The sequence below is a fragment of the Parvimonas sp. oral taxon 393 str. F0440 genome (genome assembly GCA_000223315.2).
In the GTDB taxonomy this organism is placed as follows: domain Bacteria; phylum Bacillota; class Clostridia; order Tissierellales; family Peptoniphilaceae; genus Parvimonas.
Genome location: AFUS01000004.1, coordinates 376,081 through 395,927, shown reverse-complemented (window position 1 = coordinate 395,927; position 19,847 = coordinate 376,081). Strand labels below are relative to the sequence as shown.

Annotated in this window: 29 protein-coding genes, 1 tRNA gene and 1 other RNA gene; 1 reads left to right on the top strand and 30 read right to left on the bottom strand. The window is 27.6% G+C overall.

Annotated elements, in window-relative coordinates:
- Nucleotides 1-27: 27 nt before the first annotated feature.
- The 30 genes from dprA to HMPREF9127_RS02735 form a co-directional block, all read right to left on the bottom strand.
- Nucleotides 28-1,122: a DNA-processing protein DprA gene (dprA, locus tag HMPREF9127_RS02870; RefSeq protein WP_009448198.1), complete on the bottom strand. Its 1,095-nt coding sequence runs from the start codon at nucleotides 1,120-1,122 to the stop codon at nucleotides 28-30.
- Nucleotides 1,123-1,124: 2 nt separating this feature from the next.
- The gene (locus HMPREF9127_RS02865; RefSeq protein ID WP_009448061.1) at nucleotides 1,125-2,651 is read right to left on the bottom strand and encodes a YifB family Mg chelatase-like AAA ATPase; all 1,527 of its coding nucleotides are present in this window, start codon (nucleotides 2,649-2,651) and stop codon (nucleotides 1,125-1,127) included.
- 7 nt (nucleotides 2,652-2,658) lie between these two features.
- A complete protein-coding gene (locus HMPREF9127_RS02860) occupies nucleotides 2,659-3,150 on the bottom strand; it encodes a MogA/MoaB family molybdenum cofactor biosynthesis protein (RefSeq protein ID WP_009448265.1) in 492 nt (163 codons plus the stop codon).
- Nucleotides 3,151-3,158: 8 nt separating this feature from the next.
- On the bottom strand, nucleotides 3,159-3,503 hold the full coding sequence (locus HMPREF9127_RS02855) for a YraN family protein (RefSeq protein WP_009447915.1): 345 nt from the start codon (nucleotides 3,501-3,503) through the stop codon (nucleotides 3,159-3,161).
- Nucleotides 3,493-4,125 (bottom strand): ribonuclease HII, encoded by a 633-nt coding sequence (locus HMPREF9127_RS02850; RefSeq protein ID WP_009448470.1) that lies wholly within the window; start codon nucleotides 4,123-4,125, stop codon nucleotides 3,493-3,495. The genes HMPREF9127_RS02855 and HMPREF9127_RS02850 overlap by 11 nt, the downstream gene beginning before the upstream one ends.
- Nucleotides 4,115-4,996, bottom strand: a complete 882-nt coding sequence (gene ylqF / locus HMPREF9127_RS02845) for a ribosome biogenesis GTPase YlqF (RefSeq protein ID WP_009448142.1) — start codon at nucleotides 4,994-4,996, stop codon at nucleotides 4,115-4,117. Before ylqF ends, HMPREF9127_RS02850 begins: the two co-directional genes overlap by 11 nt.
- A 124-nt stretch (nucleotides 4,997-5,120) precedes the next feature.
- On the bottom strand, nucleotides 5,121-5,369 hold the full coding sequence (locus HMPREF9127_RS02840) for a hypothetical protein (RefSeq protein ID WP_009447860.1): 249 nt from the start codon (nucleotides 5,367-5,369) through the stop codon (nucleotides 5,121-5,123).
- Between the two features lie 821 nt (nucleotides 5,370-6,190).
- Nucleotides 6,191-6,721 carry a hypothetical protein gene (locus HMPREF9127_RS02835; protein WP_009447800.1) on the bottom strand — a complete coding sequence of 177 codons (531 nt, stop codon included), beginning with the start codon at nucleotides 6,719-6,721 and terminating at the stop codon, nucleotides 6,191-6,193.
- 255 nt (nucleotides 6,722-6,976) lie between these two features.
- Nucleotides 6,977-7,333, bottom strand: a complete 357-nt coding sequence (locus HMPREF9127_RS02830; protein WP_009448073.1) for a PBECR3 domain-containing polyvalent protein — start codon at nucleotides 7,331-7,333, stop codon at nucleotides 6,977-6,979.
- A gap of 98 nt (nucleotides 7,334-7,431) precedes the next feature.
- Nucleotides 7,432-7,698: signal recognition particle sRNA large type (gene ffs, locus HMPREF9127_RS07705), an RNA gene on the bottom strand.
- Nucleotides 7,698-7,788 (bottom strand) — tRNA-Ser (locus HMPREF9127_RS02825). The genes ffs and HMPREF9127_RS02825 overlap by 1 nt, the downstream gene beginning before the upstream one ends.
- 67 nt (nucleotides 7,789-7,855) lie before the next feature.
- Nucleotides 7,856-8,392 carry a tRNA 5-(aminomethyl)-2-thiouridylate-methyltransferase MnmM gene (gene mnmM / locus HMPREF9127_RS02820; protein WP_009447969.1) on the bottom strand — a complete coding sequence of 179 codons (537 nt, stop codon included), beginning with the start codon at nucleotides 8,390-8,392 and terminating at the stop codon, nucleotides 7,856-7,858.
- On the bottom strand, nucleotides 8,376-8,762 hold the full coding sequence (locus tag HMPREF9127_RS02815) for a hypothetical protein (protein WP_009448048.1): 387 nt from the start codon (nucleotides 8,760-8,762) through the stop codon (nucleotides 8,376-8,378). Before HMPREF9127_RS02815 ends, mnmM begins: the two co-directional genes overlap by 17 nt.
- Nucleotides 8,762-9,454 carry a pseudouridine synthase gene (locus HMPREF9127_RS02810; RefSeq protein ID WP_009447709.1) on the bottom strand — a complete coding sequence of 231 codons (693 nt, stop codon included), beginning with the start codon at nucleotides 9,452-9,454 and terminating at the stop codon, nucleotides 8,762-8,764. The genes HMPREF9127_RS02815 and HMPREF9127_RS02810 overlap by 1 nt, the downstream gene beginning before the upstream one ends.
- On the bottom strand, nucleotides 9,441-10,022 hold the full coding sequence (scpB, locus tag HMPREF9127_RS02805; RefSeq protein ID WP_009447749.1) for an SMC-Scp complex subunit ScpB: 582 nt from the start codon (nucleotides 10,020-10,022) through the stop codon (nucleotides 9,441-9,443). The genes HMPREF9127_RS02810 and scpB overlap by 14 nt, the downstream gene beginning before the upstream one ends.
- Entirely contained in the window at nucleotides 10,015-10,749 is a 735-nt protein-coding gene (locus tag HMPREF9127_RS02800; protein ID WP_009448027.1) for a segregation and condensation protein A, read from the bottom strand. The genes scpB and HMPREF9127_RS02800 overlap by 8 nt, the downstream gene beginning before the upstream one ends.
- Nucleotides 10,749-11,360 (bottom strand): site-2 protease family protein, encoded by a 612-nt coding sequence (locus tag HMPREF9127_RS02795; RefSeq protein WP_009447959.1) that lies wholly within the window; start codon nucleotides 11,358-11,360, stop codon nucleotides 10,749-10,751. The genes HMPREF9127_RS02800 and HMPREF9127_RS02795 overlap by 1 nt, the downstream gene beginning before the upstream one ends.
- Nucleotide 11,361: 1 nt before the next feature.
- Nucleotides 11,362-11,880: an NUDIX hydrolase gene (locus HMPREF9127_RS02790; RefSeq protein WP_009448239.1), complete on the bottom strand. Its 519-nt coding sequence runs from the start codon at nucleotides 11,878-11,880 to the stop codon at nucleotides 11,362-11,364.
- 1 nt (nucleotide 11,881) lies between these two features.
- Nucleotides 11,882-12,964, bottom strand: coding sequence for a DNA repair protein RecN (locus HMPREF9127_RS02785; protein ID WP_009448138.1), 1,083 nt, complete (start codon nucleotides 12,962-12,964; stop codon nucleotides 11,882-11,884).
- Between the two features lie 68 nt (nucleotides 12,965-13,032).
- Nucleotides 13,033-13,332 (bottom strand): hypothetical protein, encoded by a 300-nt coding sequence (locus HMPREF9127_RS02780; RefSeq protein ID WP_009448406.1) that lies wholly within the window; start codon nucleotides 13,330-13,332, stop codon nucleotides 13,033-13,035.
- A gap of 14 nt (nucleotides 13,333-13,346) precedes the next feature.
- Nucleotides 13,347-13,580 carry an AAA family ATPase gene (locus HMPREF9127_RS02775; RefSeq protein WP_009447708.1) on the bottom strand — a complete coding sequence of 78 codons (234 nt, stop codon included), beginning with the start codon at nucleotides 13,578-13,580 and terminating at the stop codon, nucleotides 13,347-13,349.
- A gap of 7 nt (nucleotides 13,581-13,587) precedes the next feature.
- Nucleotides 13,588-14,040 (bottom strand): arginine repressor, encoded by a 453-nt coding sequence (locus HMPREF9127_RS02770; protein WP_009447810.1) that lies wholly within the window; start codon nucleotides 14,038-14,040, stop codon nucleotides 13,588-13,590.
- 8 nt (nucleotides 14,041-14,048) lie between these two features.
- A complete protein-coding gene (locus tag HMPREF9127_RS02765) occupies nucleotides 14,049-14,783 on the bottom strand; it encodes a TlyA family RNA methyltransferase (protein ID WP_009448253.1) in 735 nt (244 codons plus the stop codon).
- The gene (locus HMPREF9127_RS02760; RefSeq protein ID WP_009448383.1) at nucleotides 14,783-15,631 is read right to left on the bottom strand and encodes a polyprenyl synthetase family protein; all 849 of its coding nucleotides are present in this window, start codon (nucleotides 15,629-15,631) and stop codon (nucleotides 14,783-14,785) included. The genes HMPREF9127_RS02765 and HMPREF9127_RS02760 overlap by 1 nt, the downstream gene beginning before the upstream one ends.
- Complete coding sequence (xseB, locus tag HMPREF9127_RS02755) at nucleotides 15,631-15,888, bottom strand: exodeoxyribonuclease VII small subunit (RefSeq protein WP_009448109.1); 258 nt, start codon at nucleotides 15,886-15,888, stop codon at nucleotides 15,631-15,633. The genes HMPREF9127_RS02760 and xseB overlap by 1 nt, the downstream gene beginning before the upstream one ends.
- Nucleotides 15,878-17,077 carry an exodeoxyribonuclease VII large subunit gene (gene xseA, locus HMPREF9127_RS02750; protein WP_009448426.1) on the bottom strand — a complete coding sequence of 400 codons (1,200 nt, stop codon included), beginning with the start codon at nucleotides 17,075-17,077 and terminating at the stop codon, nucleotides 15,878-15,880. Before xseA ends, xseB begins: the two co-directional genes overlap by 11 nt.
- Before the next feature lie 15 nt (nucleotides 17,078-17,092).
- A complete protein-coding gene (locus HMPREF9127_RS08905) occupies nucleotides 17,093-17,239 on the bottom strand; it encodes a hypothetical protein (protein WP_009448432.1) in 147 nt (48 codons plus the stop codon).
- Between the two features lie 26 nt (nucleotides 17,240-17,265).
- Nucleotides 17,266-17,436 carry a hypothetical protein gene (locus HMPREF9127_RS08900; RefSeq protein WP_009447720.1) on the bottom strand — a complete coding sequence of 57 codons (171 nt, stop codon included), beginning with the start codon at nucleotides 17,434-17,436 and terminating at the stop codon, nucleotides 17,266-17,268.
- Nucleotides 17,437-17,458: 22 nt separating this feature from the next.
- Entirely contained in the window at nucleotides 17,459-17,866 is a 408-nt protein-coding gene (nusB, locus tag HMPREF9127_RS02740; RefSeq protein WP_009447721.1) for a transcription antitermination factor NusB, read from the bottom strand.
- A 9-nt stretch (nucleotides 17,867-17,875) separates the two neighbouring features.
- The gene (locus HMPREF9127_RS02735; protein WP_009447979.1) at nucleotides 17,876-18,214 is read right to left on the bottom strand and encodes an Asp23/Gls24 family envelope stress response protein; all 339 of its coding nucleotides are present in this window, start codon (nucleotides 18,212-18,214) and stop codon (nucleotides 17,876-17,878) included.
- 336 nt (nucleotides 18,215-18,550) lie between these two features.
- Between HMPREF9127_RS02735 and HMPREF9127_RS02730 the strand changes: the two genes are divergently transcribed.
- Nucleotides 18,551-19,786 (top strand): dicarboxylate/amino acid:cation symporter, encoded by a 1,236-nt coding sequence (locus HMPREF9127_RS02730; RefSeq protein ID WP_009448095.1) that lies wholly within the window; start codon nucleotides 18,551-18,553, stop codon nucleotides 19,784-19,786.
- The last annotated feature ends 61 nt before the right edge of the window (nucleotides 19,787-19,847 follow it).

Below are 19,847 nucleotides of genomic sequence, written 5' to 3'. Positions count from 1 at the left end.
AAAAAAGATGAACATCATCTCTTAAAACTAATCAACTACAAAAATTCCTCCATTAAGCTCCTTTATAAATCCCTTTAGCTCCAATGCAGTTAAAATTGTATTTGTTTCTATGATTGAAAAACCTGTTATAGTAGAAATTTTATTTTGAGATTTCGGTTCTTCATTTATTAAATTATAAATTAAAAGTTCTTTTGCATCTAAAATATCCAAATCTTTTTCCTCTTTATTTTTATTCAAAATAAATTCGGAAAAATCAATAACTCCATCTATAATATCCTGATAATCCGTAGCAATCAATGCTCCATCTTTTATCAATTTATTCGTTCCTCTACTATATAAACTATTTATATTTCCAGGAAGAGCAAAAATCTCTTTTGATTGTTCATTTGCAAATCTTGAAGTTATAAGTGTACCTGAACGATCTTGTGCTTCGATAACCAATAATGCTTTTGAAAGTCCTGAAATAATTCTGTTTCTAACAGGAAAATTATGAGCTAAAGGTGGCATTCCAATAGGAAACTCACTCATAACTGCGCCATTTTCTATAATTTCATCATACAATCTGTAATTAGTTTTAGGATAGGCTATATCAACTCCACAACCTAAAACGGCTATCGTTCTTCCACCTGATTTTAAAGCAGCTCTATGTGAAATGGAATCAATACCTAATGCCATTCCTGAAACAATCCTTATTCCAAGTTCTGAGATTGACCTTGCAAAATATTCTGTTGCCCAAGCTCCATAATTGGTACATTTCCTAGAGCCTACAATTGAGAGAGCAAATTCATCTTCAGGTAAAATATCTCCCTTATAGTAAATAACTTGTGGAATATATTCAATATCTTTTAGATTAATAGGATAATTTTCACTCAAAATACTTACATATTTAACCTTCTTTTTCTCTAAAAAATCTCTATAAGCATCTGAATTAAATTTTTTTCTCTCTTCAACTAATTTTTCAATATTATTCTTAGTTAAAAGTTTATTTTCTTTAAAATATTCTCCCGATAAATCAAAAATCTCCTGAATATGTTCCAAAGTAAAATGATTTAACAATTCATCTTTAATTTTATAATCAAAATTCAAATAACTTAAAAATAACAAAGCATCTTCATTTCTCATAACTAACTCCAATATTTATTGCTCAAACTTCTATATCTGATTGCTTCTAACAGATGTTCTTCCTTAATTTCTTCACTTCCGTCCAAGTCTGCAATTGTTCTTGTCAACTTCAAAATTTTATTAAAAGATCTCGCTGAAAACTTAAACTTTTTAAATGCAAACTCTATAATTTTTTCAAGTTTTTCATCTAAAACAATATATTTCTTAATCTGTCTTGCAGAAAGATTTGCATTGTTATATATTTTTTCATTTTTATATCTTTCAAGTTGAATTTTTCTAGCTTTTTCAACTCTTTTTCTAATATCAGCAGAAGTTTCTAAAACTTCTTTTGAGGATAAATCGTCGAATTTTACAGGTTCAACTTCAACTTGAATATCAATTCTATCAAGTATTGGCCCTGAAATTTTGCTCAAATATCTTTGTATTTGTAACTGTGAACAAGTGCATTTTTCTGTTTGTGATCCATAATTCCCACAAGGACAAGGATTTAATGCACAAACAGTTACAAAGTTTGAATAATAAGTAATTGACGAATTAGCCCTTGAAATCGTAACTTTTCCATCTTCCATAGGCTGTCTTAAAACTTCAATTGCCTGTTTTGAAAACTCTGGAAATTCATCTAAAAATAAAACTCCATTATGAGCAAGTGAAACTTCCCCGGGTTTTGGAATTTTACCCCCACCAACAAGAGAAATAGGACTACTTGTATGATGTGGAGATCTGAAAGGTCTTTGAGTAACCAATTTATTATTTTTAAGTTTTCCTGCTATTGAATAAATTTTTGTACATTCAATACATTCATCAAAAGTTAATTTAGGTAGAATTGTCGGTAATCTTTTAGCAATCATAGTTTTTCCACTCCCCGGAGGACCAACCATCAGCAAATTATGTCCTCCTGCAGCAGAAATTTCCATTGCTCTTTTTAAATTTTCCTGACCTTTTATGTCTGAAAAATCTATATCATACTTTATTTCTTCATCTAAATTTACTTTTGCGATTTCTTCTTTTTTTATTTCGATAACTCCATTTAAACAATCAACTAATTCTTTTAAATGTGAAATTGGATAAATCTCAATTCCTTGAACTATATTAACTTCATTTTTAATAGCATTAGGAATAAAGAACTTTTTAAAACCAAGTTCTTTTAAAGAGATAATCATAGGTAAAGCTCCGTCAAAAGTTATAACTCTTCCGTCAAGAGAAAGCTCACCTAAAAAAACAGTTTTTTCATCAGGTAAATACTCAATAACTCCAATAGCAAGTAACATACTCACAGCTATTGCCAAATCAATTTGAGAGCCGTCTTTTTTTAAATTTGCAGGAGCTAAATTTATTGTAACTCTCCCCGGTGGTATTGAATATCCACTATTTGAAATTGCAGATTTTACTCTTTCCTTAGATTCTCTTATAGATAAATCAGGAAGCCCTACAATATTAAAAGCCTGAAGTCCACTTGATAAATCTGCTTCAACATCAATATCATAACCATTTAATCCATTTAACACACAAGTCTTAGTCTTTGAATACATATCTTACCTACTTTCTAGCACATTCGGATGCCGTTCCCAAAAGTATTTGAAGTCCATGCTCTACAGAATCTATAATATACTCCAAAGATTCTCTAACAGCTTTTGGACTACCGGGTAAATTTATAATTAAGCTGTCGTTTCTAATAACTGAAACAGCTCTTGAAAGCATTGCCCTCTTAGTGATTGTCAAACTGTATTGTCTTATAGAATCACAAATTCCAAATGCGTTTTTAGTTGCAACATTCAAAGTTGCTTCAGGTGTAACATCTCTCTTACTAAAGCCTGTTCCACCTGTTGTTAAAATTAAATCAGCTTCTAAAATATCACAGGCATATTTTAACTTTTTTTCTATTGTCGCTTGATCATCCGGAATAATAATCTTATCAATAACTTCATAATTATTTTCTTTTAATATCTCAACAATTACTTCTCCTGAAGTATCAACTCTCTCCCCGACTGAACCCTTATCAGAAACGGTAATTACATAAGCAGTAAACATAAATCCTCCTAAAAAGCATTTTCTATATGTGTAATTTTATGATTGTCAAAAATTATTTCTATAACATCAAAACGAATTTTTGTTCCAAATAAATTTTTTTCCATCATATAAATCTGAGCAACATCTTGTATCTTTTTTATTTTACTTCCATTTACAAACTCTCTGGGAAGACCAAAATTTATATTTTTTCTAGCCTTAACCTCAATAAAAACTAAAAAATCTTTATCCTTTGCTATTATATCAATCTCTCCAAAAGGTTTTAAATAATTTCTCTCAATAATTTCATATCCTTTTTCTAAAAGAAATTTAACAGCCATATCTTCCCCTAAATTTCCAATATCTTTAGCTTTCATATTCTTTTTTCTTTTCAAAATATTTCTTCAAAAAAGTTACTCTATGAATAGGAGTAACTCCATTTTCATCAATCCCTTTGTAATGAGCCTTTGTTCCATATCCTACATTTTTTATAAAATTATAGTTCGGATACTTTTTCTCATACTCAATGAACATACTATCTCTATATTCCTTTGCGATTATTGAAGCACAGGAAACCACATAAGAAAGCTCATCTCCGTGAATCAAATTAATCTGTGGAATATCAACATCAACTTTTTCTGCATCAGTTATCAAAAAATCGCCGGAAACTTTATTTCCGTCTAAATCCTTTATATTTGAAATGGCAATCTTCATAGCAAGCCTACTTGCCTGTTTTATATTTATTTCATCAATTTTTACATTATCTACAATTCCAATTCCATAGCCTACACATTCTTCTAAAATTTTATCATAAAGTGCCAGTCTTTTCTTTTTAGAAAGTTTCTTACTGTCCGTTACTCCCTCAATCTTACTATATTTTTTCATAATAATTGCACAAGAAACGACAGGACCGGCAAGACAGCCTCTTCCAACTTCATCAACACCGATAATTAAATTATATTTTTTGTAGATATTTTCAAGTTCTTCTCTAATTTCCATTATCTTCCTCAAATTTTTCAATATCTTCCACAGTTTCTAAAGTTATTCTTCCAAGTTTTACTTTTCTAAAATCATCTAAAACTAAATTTGCAACCTTAAAATAATCAATTTCATTCTTCTTTAAAATTGCTCCTCTATTTCTTCCGATTTCATCCATTAAATACAATGTATCTTCATAAGAATCTTCAGATAGATTATATCTATTTTTAAGAATATTTACATCTCTTTTATTTAACTCATCAATAAAACGAAAAGCTAAATTTTCAATATCCATAATCTCATCCTTAATTGCACCTGTAAAAGCCAAGTGCAAACCGATTCTTTCATCTTCAAACTTAGGCCAAAGAACTCCCGGAGTATCTAAAAGCTCTAAATCATTCTTTGTCTTAATCCATTGCACCTGTTTTGTAACACCGGGTCTATCTCCTATTTTTGCACTCTTTCTCTTTGAAATGGAATTAATAAAAGTGGATTTTCCAACATTTGGAATTCCTACAATCATCATTCTAATTGTCTTTGCAGAAAGATTTTTTTCTTCAAGCTTTTTAAATTTATCAGCCAACATCTCTTTAGCAACTGAATAAATCTTATCTAAACCCTTTGAATGAAGTGCATCTACAACAACAGCTCCATAACCTTTTTTTCTATAATAACTGAGCCACTTTTTAGTCTCATTTTCATCAGCCATATCCGATTTGTTTAAAATCATAATTCTTGGCTTATCCTTTAAAACATCATCAATAACAGGATTTTTACTGCTTATTGGAATTCTTGAATCAATAATTTCTCCAACAATATCAACCAATTTCAATGACGCTCTTATATTATCCATAGTCTTTTTCATATGACCCGGATACCAATTTATATTCATTATTTCCTCCAAATTTGTAAATCAAAATATATTAATTGTTAAAATATTTAATAGTATATAAGTAAGGAGGTAAGAACTCTATCTCCCTCCCTAAATTTTTTGAAATCATAATTACAGTATTAAACTATTTTTCTCTAATCTTTTTTAAAAAAACAAAAGCACCTAATAACATTATAATTAAAATAAAACTGCATAATACAACCCCTACAATTTTCATAGTATCCATTTCACCATTAGTAAAATTATAATAAATAGTATAAATAAGAATTAATGATACCGCAATAGAAAATGCAAACCAAATATAATCTCTATATTTACTATTTTCTATACTATTTGCTATTGAGTTAGCAATTAATCTACTTAATCCTCTCACAATGTTAACCTCCAATTATAATACTATTATAAAAATTAAATCAATTTTAATACAATAACACAACTAAATTATAAATCTATACATACTTTTTGTCAATATTTATAATTTTTATCTTATATTCAATAAAAAACAGAGTTAGATTGTATAACTCTGTTTTTAACTGTTTACTTAAACTTTATATTATTATATAATTATTTTGCATTCTATATGTAAGGAGGTGAAGCTATTGACCTCTATTGATGCTATAATTTTATTAACGTTGTTGATTGCGTTATTAAAATTGCTAAAGAATTTTAAATAATCAACATAAAAAGCAAGGTCTGCCAACCTTGCTTTTTTATTTACATTCTATTATGTGAGATGAATTCGACCTCTAAAGAATTATAATCTCAACTATATAATACCACAAATCGCAAAAAAGTCAACTCTTTTAGAAAAAATAAATAGTAATTTATATTTTAGTATCAATGAAGATTACATTACTCTCAAACTTAATGGCTTTAGTACTGTTATCATAAGAGTCTTAGTCCCTATATGGATTACATTACGAGTTCAAATAAAAATTTATTCAAACCGCCAGTAATGGCTAACCTAAGTCGTTTAGGTCAACTCACAAAAGTGAGTTTTTTTTGCAAAAAAATAATATTGTCAAATAATCAATTAATAATATTATTAAAGAAAACCTTTTATTACAACACAATTAGATTATAAAGCTATAAATACTTTTTGTCAACGTTTATAATTTTTATCTTATATTCAATAAAAAACAGAGTTAGATTGTCTAACTCTGTTTGGAAATGTTTATATTTTATTTTTAAGCACTAACCCAAAAACTTGTGAACTATTGCTGTTGGAGTGTAGAATAAATATGGAGCTGTAAAGATTGCCATATATAATGCTAATTTTTTCTTGTCTTTTTCTTCCATATCTACATTTTTAAAACTTACCTTTAAGTTTAAGTAATAGATACATAATCCGGATATTGCAATTGCTATTGTCATTAATACAAATGCATATATATTTCCAAAAGGATTTTCCATCATAATCTCAATAATACTATTGTTAATCCATTTAAAAAATCCGGAAGCCTCATACCCCATTCCGACTAAAGTTGCCATTAAAAACAAGAAAATTGCACCAACAAAATCTGCAAAAAATCCAAATAAAAATACTTTTAGAATTACTTTTTTATACTTTTTAAAAATATCATCTATCTTTAAGAATTTTAAAGATAATAGGATTACAATTGAGTCTATAACAAAATTTACAGGCATTGCAATAATCCAAGTTACAGGAAACAACAGCAAAAACCAAATTGGAAAGAAGACATTATAAAGTTTAATATTTTTCATATTTACCTCCTAATTTTAATATGCAGTTTTTACAACTTATAAAACAATTTTCAAATTACAAAGTTCAAAAACTAAACTATGGTTTAAAATTATTTGCCTACAAAAAAAGAGTTAGACTTCTCCAACTCTCATAAAGTTCAATTAAGTAGTCGGTTGGTCGGTGTATCCAACATCTCAGATACCTTGTTGAAGGTGCGGCAGGAACCATTTCTGCCCTCAACTACCTCTTTACTTAACTATAGTATACCCAATTTTTTACTTTTTGTCAACCTTTTTTAGCCTTCCACTAAATTTTCTGCTATTTAATTTATAATCATTTATACTATACATACTTATAATAAAAAACTTATCCTTAGTTTTATTAATCTTCAAAACAAGTAGAATATTCTTTTTATAACATTTTACATATTCTAAAGCCATTTTATTTCCATTTGTATTAAGTCCAACATAATCCGGATTTTCTATTATCTCTTTAATATGGTTTAAATATTTTAAAACATCATAATGCTTTCTTTTTTCTAGATGCCGTTTCAATCCATGCTTGGAATATTCTATTTCTGATATTTCGGTCTTAAGACCTACTAATTCCTTAATACTATCCGTTACTATCATAGCTATACCTCTTGACTATATTTTATCATAAATTAAATATAAATCAAATAGATTCTCACAAAAAAAGAGCTATCTTTACAGATAACTCTTTAATATGTAAGCACACCCAAGGTCGCTTAACAAGAAATGCACGATGCCTTTGCAGTTAGCTCTAAGTAAGCAATCTTACGGCACATAGAGTACTTTACTTATGGCTGCTTCCGTCAAGACCTGACCAGATTCGTAAAGCTCTATTGCGTAAGGACCCACTTGTCAACACCACTTACAAAAGTCGGCTACACCCCTTGAAAATCTAACTTGGGAATTCAGCCCTGCTATAGCAGATTACAGGTTACAAGGTACTGCTAACACCCCGCCTAGTGCCTGGCGGAGAGCGAGGGATTTGAACCCTCGAAACGCTTTTGACGTTTACACGATTTCCAATCGTGCTCCTTCGACCACTCGGACAGCTCTCCAAGACACCCATATATTATAATGTATTTTTAAATTTTAGTCAATATAAAAACATTTTAAATTTTTGTATCATAACCACATAAGGTGGATTATTTTTTGATTTTCAAATGTGAATTTAAGAATTGTATATTCTTTTTGATTCAAACTTTCCAAATACTTTGATAATTCCAAACTCTCCATTTGCCCGGATAAATGACCTATGTAAAAAGTTATAAAAATAGTTCCTTTAGAATTTAATTTTTCCAGTAATTTTTTCAAACTTTCTTCTACATCAATTGCATTTGTTGTTATAAACTTATCCCCTTTAGGTAAATAACCCAAATTATATATTGCAAAATCAATGTTTTCTTTTACAAATTTATCAAAATTTTTATGATTTTCTAAAATCAATTCATAATTAGAATATTGCTCAAGTAATTTTTTAGAATTATCCAAAGCTTCTTGTTGTATATCAAAGCAATATAGTTTTTCCGGTTTTAAAATTTCTAAAATATTTTTAGAGTCAAATCCATTTCCAACTGTCATATCAACTGCGATTTTAACATCTTTGACATAATTACGCATAAAAAATTCTATTAAATTTTTTGTATTATTTATTACAGCCACTACAACACTTTCCTTGTTCTAAAATTTCTTCAACATCATAAATGTATAAATCATCTTCTATTTTAGTTACTCCTGAAATTCCTTCAAAAAATAATCTAGAATAGAAACTCTTCTTTTTCTTGGTATATACTTTATAAGCAATACATTTTATGAAAAATCTATTAAATCTTTCCATTCCTTCATCATATTTTATTTCTTCCAAGTAATAATCTTCATCTCTAAAAGTTAATTTTACATATCCGATTATATTTTCTTCCATAACTAAACTGAAATAAAAAGTTGGAATGGATAAGTCTATGCTTCCACCTATTCCATATTTGACATATAGTTCTTCAAATTCTTCAGAAGTGGCATTTTTTAATCCTATCATTATAAACTCCTTAAATATTCTATCTCTTCTTTATTTAGCTCTCTGTAACTTCCTAATTTTAGTTTTCCAAGTTTAATTTTACCAAAGGCAACTCTTTCCAGTGAAATAACATTATAACCTAAAGTTTTAAACATTTTTCTTATCTGTCTATTTCTTCCTTCTTTTAGAAAAACTTTTACAATATTATTTTTAAAGTCAAAAATTTCAAATCTTGCTTCTCTTGTAAATCTTCCCTCAAGCATTATCCCGGAAGATAATTTTTTTAAATCACTTTCTTTTAAAGTTTTATCAACCTTTACTATATACTCTTTTTCAACATTATGACTTGGATGAGTCAGCTTAAAAGCTAAGTCCCCGTCATTTGTTAAAAGTAAAAGTCCAAAGCTGTCCTTATCAAGTCTTCCTACAGGATAAATTCTCTCTTTATAATCTATTAAATCCAAAACAATTTTTTCTTCAAACTGAGCTTTAGCTGTACTAGAATATCCAATAGGCTTATTTAAAAGATAATATTTTTTAGCTTCTTCTAAGCTAATTTTTTTACCTTCAATTAAAACTTCATCATTTTCTGAAATATCAATTCCTTTGGTTGCTATTTTCCCATTTACAAAAACTTTCCCCTGTTCTAAAAGTAAATCTGCATTTCTTCTTGAACAGTATCCGCAATTTGCAATAAATTTATTTATTCTCATCTTTTATTTCCACATCATTTTCGTCTTCAACTATTTGGTTTTTTTCTTCATCAGAAATAAATTTTTCAATATCAGGTAAATCTTTTAAAGATTTTAAATTAAATTGATTTAAAAAATTTAAAGTTGTCTTATAAATAATAGGTTTACCAATTCTATCAAGCCTACCTGCCTCAGCTATGAAGTCCTTTGAAATCAAAGTATCGATAGAACTGTTACATTTAACCCCTCTTATCTCTTCAATTTCCTGTCTTGTAATTGGTTGCTTATAAGCAATAATAGCCAAAGTTTCTAAAGTTGAATTAGTTAAATGTTTCATCGTAACTTTTTCAAAAAGTTTTGAAATAATATCATGATATTCTTTTCTCGTTTTTATCTGATAATGATTGGAAATTTTTTGAATAATAAGACCTCTTTTTTGAAATTCAAACTCTTCCACAAGTTCATCAGCTAAAACAGTAGCATCTTTTACAGGAATATCTAAAACTTTTGCGATATCATCAATCTTTAAAGGATCTCCGTAAACGAACAATAACTGTTCAATAACTTGTTTATATTCTCTACTATTCAACTTCATCACCCACTAAATTAAGTTTAATATTTTTATCTTTATCTTGAAAAATCTTGATAATATTATTCTTTACAAGCTCTAAAATAGATATAAAAATCGTGATAAGCTCACTTTTTGTTCCATTTTGAAAAATTAAATCCTCAAAATAAAGTTCTTTTTTTTCATAGATTTTGTCCTTTATCATTGAAATATATTTTTCTATCGGAAATAAGTCCTTTTCTATGATTTTATCAAAAGAATTATCATCACTTTTGTTTCGATACTGACTTATAATATTTTCCATTAAATTAACCAAAACATCAACATCCGTATTTAAAATAATTTCCTTATCTTCTACCATATATTCAGTTATATCGGACTGCATTTTTGAATATGCTTTACTTCCTTCTGCTTCCAAGTTTTTAAAGTACTCTCCAACTTTTTTAAACTTTCTATATTCAATAAGTCTTTCAATTAATTGCTCTTTTGTAACTATTTCATCGTCATCTTCATCCGTATTTTTCGGAATTAAACTTCTGGATTTTATTTCGACCAATGTGCTCGACATAAGCAAAAAAGCCGATATGTCAGTATCTTCACTATGTATAGAATTCTCTATTACATCAAGGTAATGTTTAGTTATTTTGCTTATTTCAATATCGTAAATATCAACTTTTTGTTTTGAAATTAAATCAAGTAACAAATCTAAAGGACCTGAATAAGCATCTAAATTTACTACTAATTGCATTACATCACCAACATATATGCAATTCTTATTATAAATTGCCCAACTGTACTAACTACAGGTGATAAAAATGTTCCAAAAGTTCTTGTAAGTATCAATGCAAGTAAAATAAGAGTAGTATAATTTGAAAGTTTAAAATATTCATATTCTACTTCTCTTGATAAAAAAGCACTTATAAAAATTGCACCGTCAAATGGTGGCAAAGGCATCAATCCTATAATTCCAAAAACTATACTGATTGTAAATATATCTCTAAAAAGTATAAATAATAAGCCACTATTAGAACCTATAAGTATATATATTATTGCTGAAATTAGTGCTATTAAAAAGCACATAAAAGCATTGGATAAAGAATAAATTATTTTACCCCAAAATCTATTTTTAAACTTAGATACATTTACTTCTAAAGGTTTTGCCCAACCGAATTTAAAAACCAAAAAACAAATAAAACCCATTAAATCAATATGATTTACAGGATTTAAGCTGGTTGATCCATTTAATTTCGGTGTGTCATCTCCCAAAGCTAAAGCAACATTTGCTTGAAAAACTCTACAAACTATAATTACAAACATTACTGCAATTCCGACCATTAAATGTTCCATTAAAAAGTCCATACTACCCCCTATTTATTTCATTTAAAATAGCTATAGCTGTTTTAAAATCTTTTATTTCTCCATTAGAATACATCTTTTTTAAATCGTCAAAATGAATTTTAACTATACTCAAATTTTCATCCTCATCTTCAGGTAATTTTGAATAAAATAAACTATCAGCTCTAAAGATAACAACTTTTTCATTGCAAAACCCCACACTTGTATAGCCTTCAAAAATTTTCTCCAAATTATTTGAACTAAATCCAATTTCTTCTTGCAGTTCCCTAAGAGCCGTCTCTTTATAATCTTCTCCTGCTTCTACAAGTCCTGCAGGAATTTCTAAAAAGTCTTCTTGAATTGGAAATCTGTACTGTTTAACCAAATAAACATATCCCTTTTCATCTATGGGAAAAATTGCAACAGCATCCTTATGCTCTACAATTTCTCTTTTTAAAATTTTATCATCTTTTTCAAAGTATTCAAGTTTTAAATTTAAGATTTTACCTTCAAAAATTTCTTCTGATTTTACTTTTCTATACATCTTAATCTTTCCTTTTTTCATTTGCAATTTCAATCATTTCCTTAGATTGTCTTATAGTTGTTTCATTAATATTTGCTCCACCTATAAGTCTTGAAATTTCCATAACTTTTTCATCATAATTTGCACATAAAACTTTTGATAAAGTTACATCTCCAACAGTTTCTTTGCTTATTATGAAATGTGTATCCGATAAAACTGAAATTTGTGGCAAATGAGAAATTACAAGAAGTTGATGATTTTTTGAAATTTCTGCAAGTTTTTCTCCAACAATTTGAGCAGTTACTCCACTTATACCCGTATCAATTTCATCGAAAACAAGAGTTGCAATCTTATCTCTATCGGATAAAACTTTTTTAAAACCTAACATAACTCTGCTAAGCTCTCCACCTGAAGCTATTTTATAAATTTCTTGAAGCTCTTCGCCCTTATTTGTAGAAATTAAAAAAGTAACTTCATCAAAACCATTATTGGTAATTTTATTATTAGTCTTAATATCTATTTTAAAGATTGAATTCTTTAAATCCAAATCTAAAAGTTCTTTTTCAATTAATTTTTCAATTCTCTTTGCTACTTTTTTTCTTAAATTTGAAATTTCTGTTGCAAGTTTTCTATATTCTTCACTTAAAATCTTAAGTTTATTATTTTCTTCAAATAGTAAATCTTTTGAATGTTCAAGCAAATATAAATCTTCCTCTAATAAATTTTTATATTTTATAAGTCCATTTTTATCTGTTTTATGTTTTCTTTTTAAATCATTCAAAAGATTAAATTTTTCCTGTAAAATATCCAAACTTTCTTCATCAATATAAATATTAGAATAGTAACCTTGGATTTTACTAAAAATTTCCTTTAATCCAAAAGAAATATTTTCAAAATCTTCACTTAATTTTACATTCTTATCATTTTCTTCCAATAGCAAAATATTTCTATTTATCTCATTTAAAATAGAAAATTCATTTACTTCTGAATTTTCTCCGTCAAAAAGCTCAACTAAGTTTCCACAACATCCTAAAATTGTTTGGCTGTTATTAAACTTATCAATTTCATTTTCGATATATTCTTCATCCAAAGTTTCTAATTCCAAACTGTTAAGCTCTTCAATTTCTGCTTTTATTTCTTCAACATTTTCATCAAAATTACTTACTCTATTCTTTAATTTTTTAAGTTGTAACTTGTCTTTTTTATTTGTCCATAGAGTGTTTCTAATTCTTTAAGTTTATTTCTAAAATTATCATCACAAAAACTGTCCAAAATTCCAACAAAATCAGTTCTGTTAAATAGAGTATAACTGTCGTGTTGCCCACATACATTTAAAATATTTAACATAATATCTGATAAAATAGAATTATTTACAGTTTTATTATTTATCTTTGAAACTGATCTTCCATTTTTGCTTATTGTTCTTGAAATAATCAACATATTATCTTCAATTTCTATATCTAAATCCAGCAATTCAAATTTATCTCTTAAAATTTTTTCATCATAATCAGAAAGAAAAAAACTCCTTCAACATAAGCATTATCACTACGTTTACCAATAGATGAAGTGTTTGCTCTTCCTCCACAAAGCAAAGAAATGGCACCGATAATAATAGATTTACCGGTTCCCGTTTCTCCTGTTAAAATATTAAGTCCTTCAGTAAAGGAAATTTTTATTTCATCAACAATTGCTAAATTTCTTATATATAATTCAGATAACATAAAATCCCTACCTTACAAGTTTTCTTATATCCTCAACAACAGAATCTAAATACTCTTTGTCATCTACTGCAATAAAAATAGTATCATTTCCCGTTACAATTCCGCTAACCATTTTTATCTTGGCATTTTCTATATATGAACCGCAAATACCGGCAGTATGTGGAATTGTCTTTACAAGAACTATATCCCCATTATGCTTTATAGATAAAATTGCAAGTTTACATATTTTATTTAATCTTTCATCTAAAGAATCATAAATAGAATCAACAACCTTATACTTATATTCGCCATTCTTAGTTTGTACCTTTAAAATTTTTAATTCCTTTATATCTCTAGAAACTGTGGCTTGTGTGGAACGAATTCCCTTTTTTTCCAAACATTCTGAAAGCTCTTCCTGTGTTTTTATTTCATTATTTTCAACTAAATCTAAAATAATTCTCTGTCTTGTATATTTTTTCATAAAACCTCTTAAAAAATCCCTTTAATAAGTGCTAATTTTTCCTTATTTCCATCTCCTCCAAGTATCGGAGAATCAATTACGGAAATAATTTCTAGTTTATTTCCAAGTGCATATAGTTTAACTTTTTCAATTATATTTTCTATAACTTTTTCAGATTTAACTATGCCCTTTTTATTTAAACTTTTTCCTTCACATTCAAATTGTGGTTTTATTAATGCCACAATCATACTGTCTTCTTTTAAAAATTTATACAAATTTTCAAAAATATATTTTAAAGAAATAAAAGAAACGTCGATAGAAATAAAATCAAGTTTCTCTCCTATAACTTCAAAATCTAAATATCTAAAATTTGTATTTTCCAAACTTACTACTCTATCATCATTTAGTAAACTCTTTGCAAGTTGGTCTGTACCTACATCTATAGCATATACTTTTTTCGCATTTTCATTTAACATAATTTGTGTAAATCCACCGGTTGATGCTCCAATATCCATACAAACCAAATTATTCAAATCAAGCTTAAAGTTTTTAATTGCAGAGTCTAATTTTATAGCTCCTCTTCCAACATAACTATCTTCAAAAGTTGAATTTATAGTTATTAAGCTCGGATTTTCAATAATCATAGAAACTTTTTCTATAACTTTTCCGTCATAAAAGGCTCTTTTTTCTGTAATAATCCTTTTAGCATGAGTTCTTGACTTTGCAAGACCAAGATTTACTATACAAATATCCACTCTTTCCATTAATAAGTCCTTTTTGCCATATAATCTATAAAATCCACAAAAAACTCTTTTTGTCCTGAAATTTTATTAATCTCTTGAAAAGAAATTCCATTTAATTCTTGAATTTTCTTTTCAACTTCACTCTTTCCTAAAACTGTTGCAAAAGTTTTTTTCTTTAGTCTAATATCCTCATCATAGTCAAATAAATCATCTTGAAGTTGGAAAACAAGTCCTAAATTTTTAGCATAGATTTCTAAATGCTTCAAATCTTTATCACTTGCTCCGCCAAGTTTTGCTCCTGCTAAAATTGATGCCTTAAAAAGTTCACCTGTCTTTAATGCATTTATCTTTTCAATATCAGTTAAATTCTCTATATTATTTTTAAGATCTAAAAACTGGCCATAAATCATTCCATTTATTCCACTTGAATTTAAAATTATTTCACTCGCAGAAATAGCATTCTTTATTTCATCAATATTTTCAAGTTGTTTAATGGCTTTAAACATAATTAAATTTGCATTATTTAAAAGTTCATCTCCAACTAAAACCGCATTTGACTGTCCATATTTACCATAAACAGATAAAACTCCTCTTCTGAATTTATCATTATCCATTTCAGGTAAATCATCATGTACTAATGAATAATTATGAATAAGCTCGATAGCAACTGAAAAGTCTAAAGCTAAATCGGAAATAGCTTTATAACTCTTAAAAGACTCTAAAAGTAAAATTGCCCTTATCCTCTTTCCACCAACCGAAAAAGAATAAGCACACATTTTTTCAAACTCATTAACATCTGAATAAACTTTACCTAATCTTTCTTCAATTATGCTTTTATCATTAAGAATTAATTCGTTAAAATCTTTCATTATAACTCTAAACTCACCTGTCCATCTTCTAAAGTTTTTTCTACAAATTTTTGATTTTCATCTTCCGCTTTTTCATCAAATAAGAATAATCTGCCTTCTTCTTTTTCTAAAATTTCAACTAATTCTTTATGAAGTTTCATTCCCTTTTTATATAATTCAATACTTTTTTCAAGACTTAATTGTTCTTTTTCTAAAGCATTTACTATTTTTATAAGTTCTTCAATTCCCTTATCATAATTTTCCAACTTAATTGCCATCTATAATCTCCTTAACATCGGAAATAATCTCTCCATTAGAAACTTTAAGTTTCAAAGAATCTCCTACATTTACATTCTTAATATCCTTTACAATTTCATTTTTTTCGTTATAAATTATGCTATAACCTCTATCTAAAATACTTGTAGGATTTATAATCTCCAAAGACTGTCTTTTAAAATCAAGTAATTGTTTATTATATTTAAAAACTGATGTAATTTTTTCATCTAAAGATTTTCTTAAATTATCAAGATTTTCTTTCAATGTAGTTATTCTATTAACCGGATTGTAATATTCCAATTCTTTTTTGAAATGTTCTAACTGGATTTTTTCAGCAGAAATTTCTTCTAAAATATTTTTATTAAGTTTTTTCTCAGCTTGATTTAAAAATTCTTTTAACTCATCCATACTTACAGATGAAAGCTCTGCTCCCGCTGTAGGAGTAGCTGCCCTTCTATCTGCAACAAAATCCGTAAGCATAGTATCTATCTCATGTCCTACTGCTGATATAATAGGTTTTTTACAATTAAAAATGGTTCTAACGAGATTTTCATCATTAAACGCATTCAAATCTTCAAAAGAACCACCACCTCTACCAACTATAATTGTATCAATAAAATCAAGTGAATCTAAATATCTTACACCTTCAGCTATTTCTTCACTTGCTCCAATTCCTTGAACTTTTGCAGGATAAAAATATATATTTGCAATCCTGTATCTTCTTCTCAAAGTATTTAAAATATCACGAATTGCAGCACCGTTTTTAGCTGTAACAACTCCGATATTTTTTGGAAATCTAGGAATGGGCTTTTTAAATTTAACATTAAAAAGGCCTTCTTTTGAAAGTTTTTCTTTAAGAGCTAAAAATTGCTCATATAAATTTCCACGTCCAACCTCTTCAACATTTTTACAAAGAATCTGATAGTAGCTTCCTTTTTCATAAGTCATAACAGTCCCTGTTACGACAACCTTTTGTCCGTCAGTAAGATTTAAGTTTTGTGCAATCGGTACAGTTTTAAAAACTACACATTTAAGCATAGCTTCATCATCTTTTATACTGAAATAACTATGTCCGCCCGATTTTTTAAAATTAGATACTTCGCCTTCAACACTGATATTGGATAAAAAAGAATCCCTCCTAAGTACATTTGCAATGTACTTACTAACTTCTTTAACCTTAAATGTTGTCATCAAAATTCTCCTATTTTAGAATAACATTAAAAGAATACCACCAATTGTAAATATACTTACTGCAGGAAATATACTTTCTTTTAATGCTTTTAAAGATGTTTTAGGAATAGCTATAAATGCCATTAGAGTACAAACTACAGGAACATAGAATGTAATAATCAAATATGCATTTCTCCATGGTAGAAAGTTTATATGCATTGTATATTTAAAAAACAAAATATACCAATACAAATAGCACTAAAAACCGGATAAACTATCCATCTTTTTGTCCCTTCAGTTCCAACTAAATAAGTTGAAACCGCTAATCCTGAAAAAACAATACCAACAAATACAATTAACAATAAAGTATTAATTAACATTATAACTACCTCCTAAAATGAATTATTTATTTTTTGCTCTAACTATAGTCCCTAAAATTCCATTTATGAATTTATATGAAGCATCAGTAGAATACTTATTTGCAATTTCTATAGCTTCATTAATTGCAACACTTTCAGGAATATCGTCTAAATAATAAATTTCATTAACTGCAACTCTAAGAATTGCCAAATCTATTTTAGCTATTCTATTGTAATTCCAACATCCTTCTAAATTTTCTTTTATTATATTATCAATTTCATCAATATGATCTATTATAGATTTGCAATTTTTCCTAATATATTTTAGCTCATTACTAGGTAAATCAAAATATTCTATAAAACTTTCTATTTCATCAGATTTAAAACTATTCTGTATGCTAAGTTGATAAATCAGCTTCATACACCACTCACGTGCTTCACTTCTAGTCATACAAACACTCTACTTTTCAATAGACTCAATACAAATATTCACACCTAAAACCTTAATACTTGTCATCACTTCTATTTTTAATTTTATATTTTCTTGAATTTTTTTAACTATTTCTTCAAATTTTTGTCCATATTCTACAGAAATTCTAACACAAAGTTGAATTCCTTTTTCTAAAAATTCTATTTCAATTCCCTTCTTAGAATTTTTTGCATTAATTTTTTCAACTTCAGCAGGAATACCAACAATTGATTTTACTCCTTCAACTTCTTTAGTTGCCATTGCAGCAATCATATAGAAAATATCATTTGATATCTTAATACTGCCATTTTCAAATTTACTCTTTGTCATAATTAATACACCTCCACTTAATATGTATTATAACAAAATTTGTAAATTTATTCAAATAAAAATAAATATTTATACAATATTTTTACAAATCTATAATACTTAAAAAGATAAAGTAATATTTATTAAAATATTATGGTAAAAATTTTTATACAATTTTATATATTTTAATATATTTTAAAAAATATGCTGGTTTTTTATAAAAATTTCATTAAAAATTACAGGAAAACAATTTATCACGAAAATTTTATTAATAAATATATTTTATTTTGATTTAATATATGTTATAATATAAGTGCATTGTGTTATAGTGCTAAATTATTTATAGGAGGAATAACCATGAAAACAAGAAAGAAAATCTCGTTACCCTTACAGATTATAATCGCACTTTTCATTGGTGTAGCTTTAGGTCTGTGTTTACAATCAAACCCAAAGGTTGCTGATACTTATCTAAAACCTATAGGGACAATATTTCTTAATTTAATTAAATTGGTAATAGTTCCTTTAGTATTTTCATCTTTGGTTGTCGGAGTTGCTGAATTAAAAGATATAAAAAAACTTGGCAAAATCGGTTTAAAAACTTTTATATTTTATTTTTTAACAACTACATTTGCCATCATTCTGGGTTTAGCATTTACTAATGTTTTAAAACCCGGTTCAGGATTCACTCTACCTACAACTTTAAAAGAAGTAAAAGTAAATGAAGCACCTAATTTTATAGATACTCTAATCAATATAATTCCATCAAATCCTATGAAGTCAATAGTTGATGGAAGTATGTTACAAATTATAGTATTTGCATTGATACTTGGCGGTGGACTTCTATCATTAGGAGAAACAAAATCAAAACCGGTATTTGCATTTTTTGACGGAATATCAAATGCGATGATTGCTATTACTAATGGAATAATGAAACTTGCTCCAATTGGGGTATTAGGTTTAATTACTCCAGTTATTGCAAATAATGGTCCAAAAGTTATAATTCCATTAATTAAGGTAATTTTTATAGTTTATTTAGCTAGTATAATTCATGCACTTTTAGTGTATTCATCATCTATAAAAATCTTTACAAAGATGAAAGTTAGAACATTTTTTAGAAAAGCGTCAACTCCATTTTTTGTTGCTTTTTCAACTGCTTCTTCCGCTGGAACACTTCCTGTTTCTATGGAAACTGCAGAAGAAGAAATGGGTGTTTCAAAACCAATTGCAAGTTTCGTTCTGCCTTTGGGTGCAACTATAAATATGGATGGAACTGCAATATATCAAGGTGTATGTGCACTATTTATAGCACAGGTTTATGGAATAAATTTATCAATGCAACAACAATTTGTAATTGTACTTACTACAACACTTGCCTCGGTTGGAACAGCTGGAGTCCCAGGAGCAGGAGTAATTATGCTTACAATGGTTCTGCAAAGTGTTGGCCTTCCTATTGAAGGAATCGCATTGGTAGCAGGAATTGACAGAATTTTTGATATGATTAGAACAGCAATTAATATACTAGGAGATATAACTTGCTCAGTTGTTGTTGCTCACTCTGAAAAAGAATTAGATTATTCAAAACATAATGATTAATTTGCAATTTACTATATGTTTTATATAACAAAAATCTGAAACCTCCTTGTTTCAAGACAAA

Coding starts and splice junctions, on each gene's coding strand:
- dprA (WP_009448198.1), bottom strand. CDS start 1,122: ATGAGAAATGAAGATGCTTTGTTATTTTTAAGTTATTTGAATTTTGAT.
- HMPREF9127_RS02765 (WP_009448253.1), bottom strand. CDS start 14,783: ATGGAAAGAGTGGATATTTGTATAGTAAATCTTGGTCTTGCAAAGTCA.
- ylqF (WP_009448142.1), bottom strand. CDS start 4,996: ATGAATATAAATTGGTATCCGGGTCATATGAAAAAGACTATGGATAAT.
- HMPREF9127_RS02770 (WP_009447810.1), bottom strand. CDS start 14,040: ATGAAAAAATATACAAGACAGAGAATTATTTTAGATTTAGTTGAAAAT.
- xseB (WP_009448109.1), bottom strand. CDS start 15,888: ATGGCAATTAAGTTGGAAAATTATGATAAGGGAATTGAAGAACTTATA.
- HMPREF9127_RS08900 (WP_009447720.1), bottom strand. CDS start 17,436: ATGTTAATTAATACTTTATTGTTAATTGTATTTGTTGGTATTGTTTTT.
- HMPREF9127_RS02790 (WP_009448239.1), bottom strand. CDS start 11,880: ATGTATAGAAAAGTAAAATCAGAAGAAATTTTTGAAGGTAAAATCTTA.
- HMPREF9127_RS02800 (WP_009448027.1), bottom strand. CDS start 10,749: ATGCAATTAGTAGTAAATTTAGATGCTTATTCAGGTCCTTTAGATTTG.
- HMPREF9127_RS02830 (WP_009448073.1), bottom strand. CDS start 7,333: ATGATAGTAACGGATAGTATTAAGGAATTAGTAGGTCTTAAGACCGAA.
- HMPREF9127_RS02735 (WP_009447979.1), bottom strand. CDS start 18,214: ATGACAAAGAGTAAATTTGAAAATGGCAGTATTAAGATATCAAATGAT.
- HMPREF9127_RS02775 (WP_009447708.1), bottom strand. CDS start 13,580: ATGTTATCTGAATTATATATAAGAAATTTAGCAATTGTTGATGAAATA.
- HMPREF9127_RS02855 (WP_009447915.1), bottom strand. CDS start 3,503: ATGAAAGCTAAAGATATTGGAAATTTAGGGGAAGATATGGCTGTTAAA.
- nusB (WP_009447721.1), bottom strand. CDS start 17,866: ATGACTAGAAGTGAAGCACGTGAGTGGTGTATGAAGCTGATTTATCAA.
- HMPREF9127_RS02795 (WP_009447959.1), bottom strand. CDS start 11,360: ATGGACTTTTTAATGGAACATTTAATGGTCGGAATTGCAGTAATGTTT.
- HMPREF9127_RS02865 (WP_009448061.1), bottom strand. CDS start 2,651: ATGTATTCAAAGACTAAGACTTGTGTGTTAAATGGATTAAATGGTTAT.
- HMPREF9127_RS02810 (WP_009447709.1), bottom strand. CDS start 9,454: ATGAGAATAAATAAATTTATTGCAAATTGCGGATACTGTTCAAGAAGA.
- HMPREF9127_RS02815 (WP_009448048.1), bottom strand. CDS start 8,762: ATGATAGGATTAAAAAATGCCACTTCTGAAGAATTTGAAGAACTATAT.
- HMPREF9127_RS02835 (WP_009447800.1), bottom strand. CDS start 6,721: ATGAAAAATATTAAACTTTATAATGTCTTCTTTCCAATTTGGTTTTTG.
- HMPREF9127_RS02730 (WP_009448095.1), top strand. CDS start 18,551: ATGAAAACAAGAAAGAAAATCTCGTTACCCTTACAGATTATAATCGCA.
- HMPREF9127_RS02850 (WP_009448470.1), bottom strand. CDS start 4,125: ATGGAAATTAGAGAAGAACTTGAAAATATCTACAAAAAATATAATTTA.
- xseA (WP_009448426.1), bottom strand. CDS start 17,077: ATGACAACATTTAAGGTTAAAGAAGTTAGTAAGTACATTGCAAATGTA.
- HMPREF9127_RS02760 (WP_009448383.1), bottom strand. CDS start 15,631: ATGAAAGATTTTAACGAATTAATTCTTAATGATAAAAGCATAATTGAA.
- HMPREF9127_RS02860 (WP_009448265.1), bottom strand. CDS start 3,150: ATGTTTACTGCTTATGTAATTACCGTTTCTGATAAGGGTTCAGTCGGG.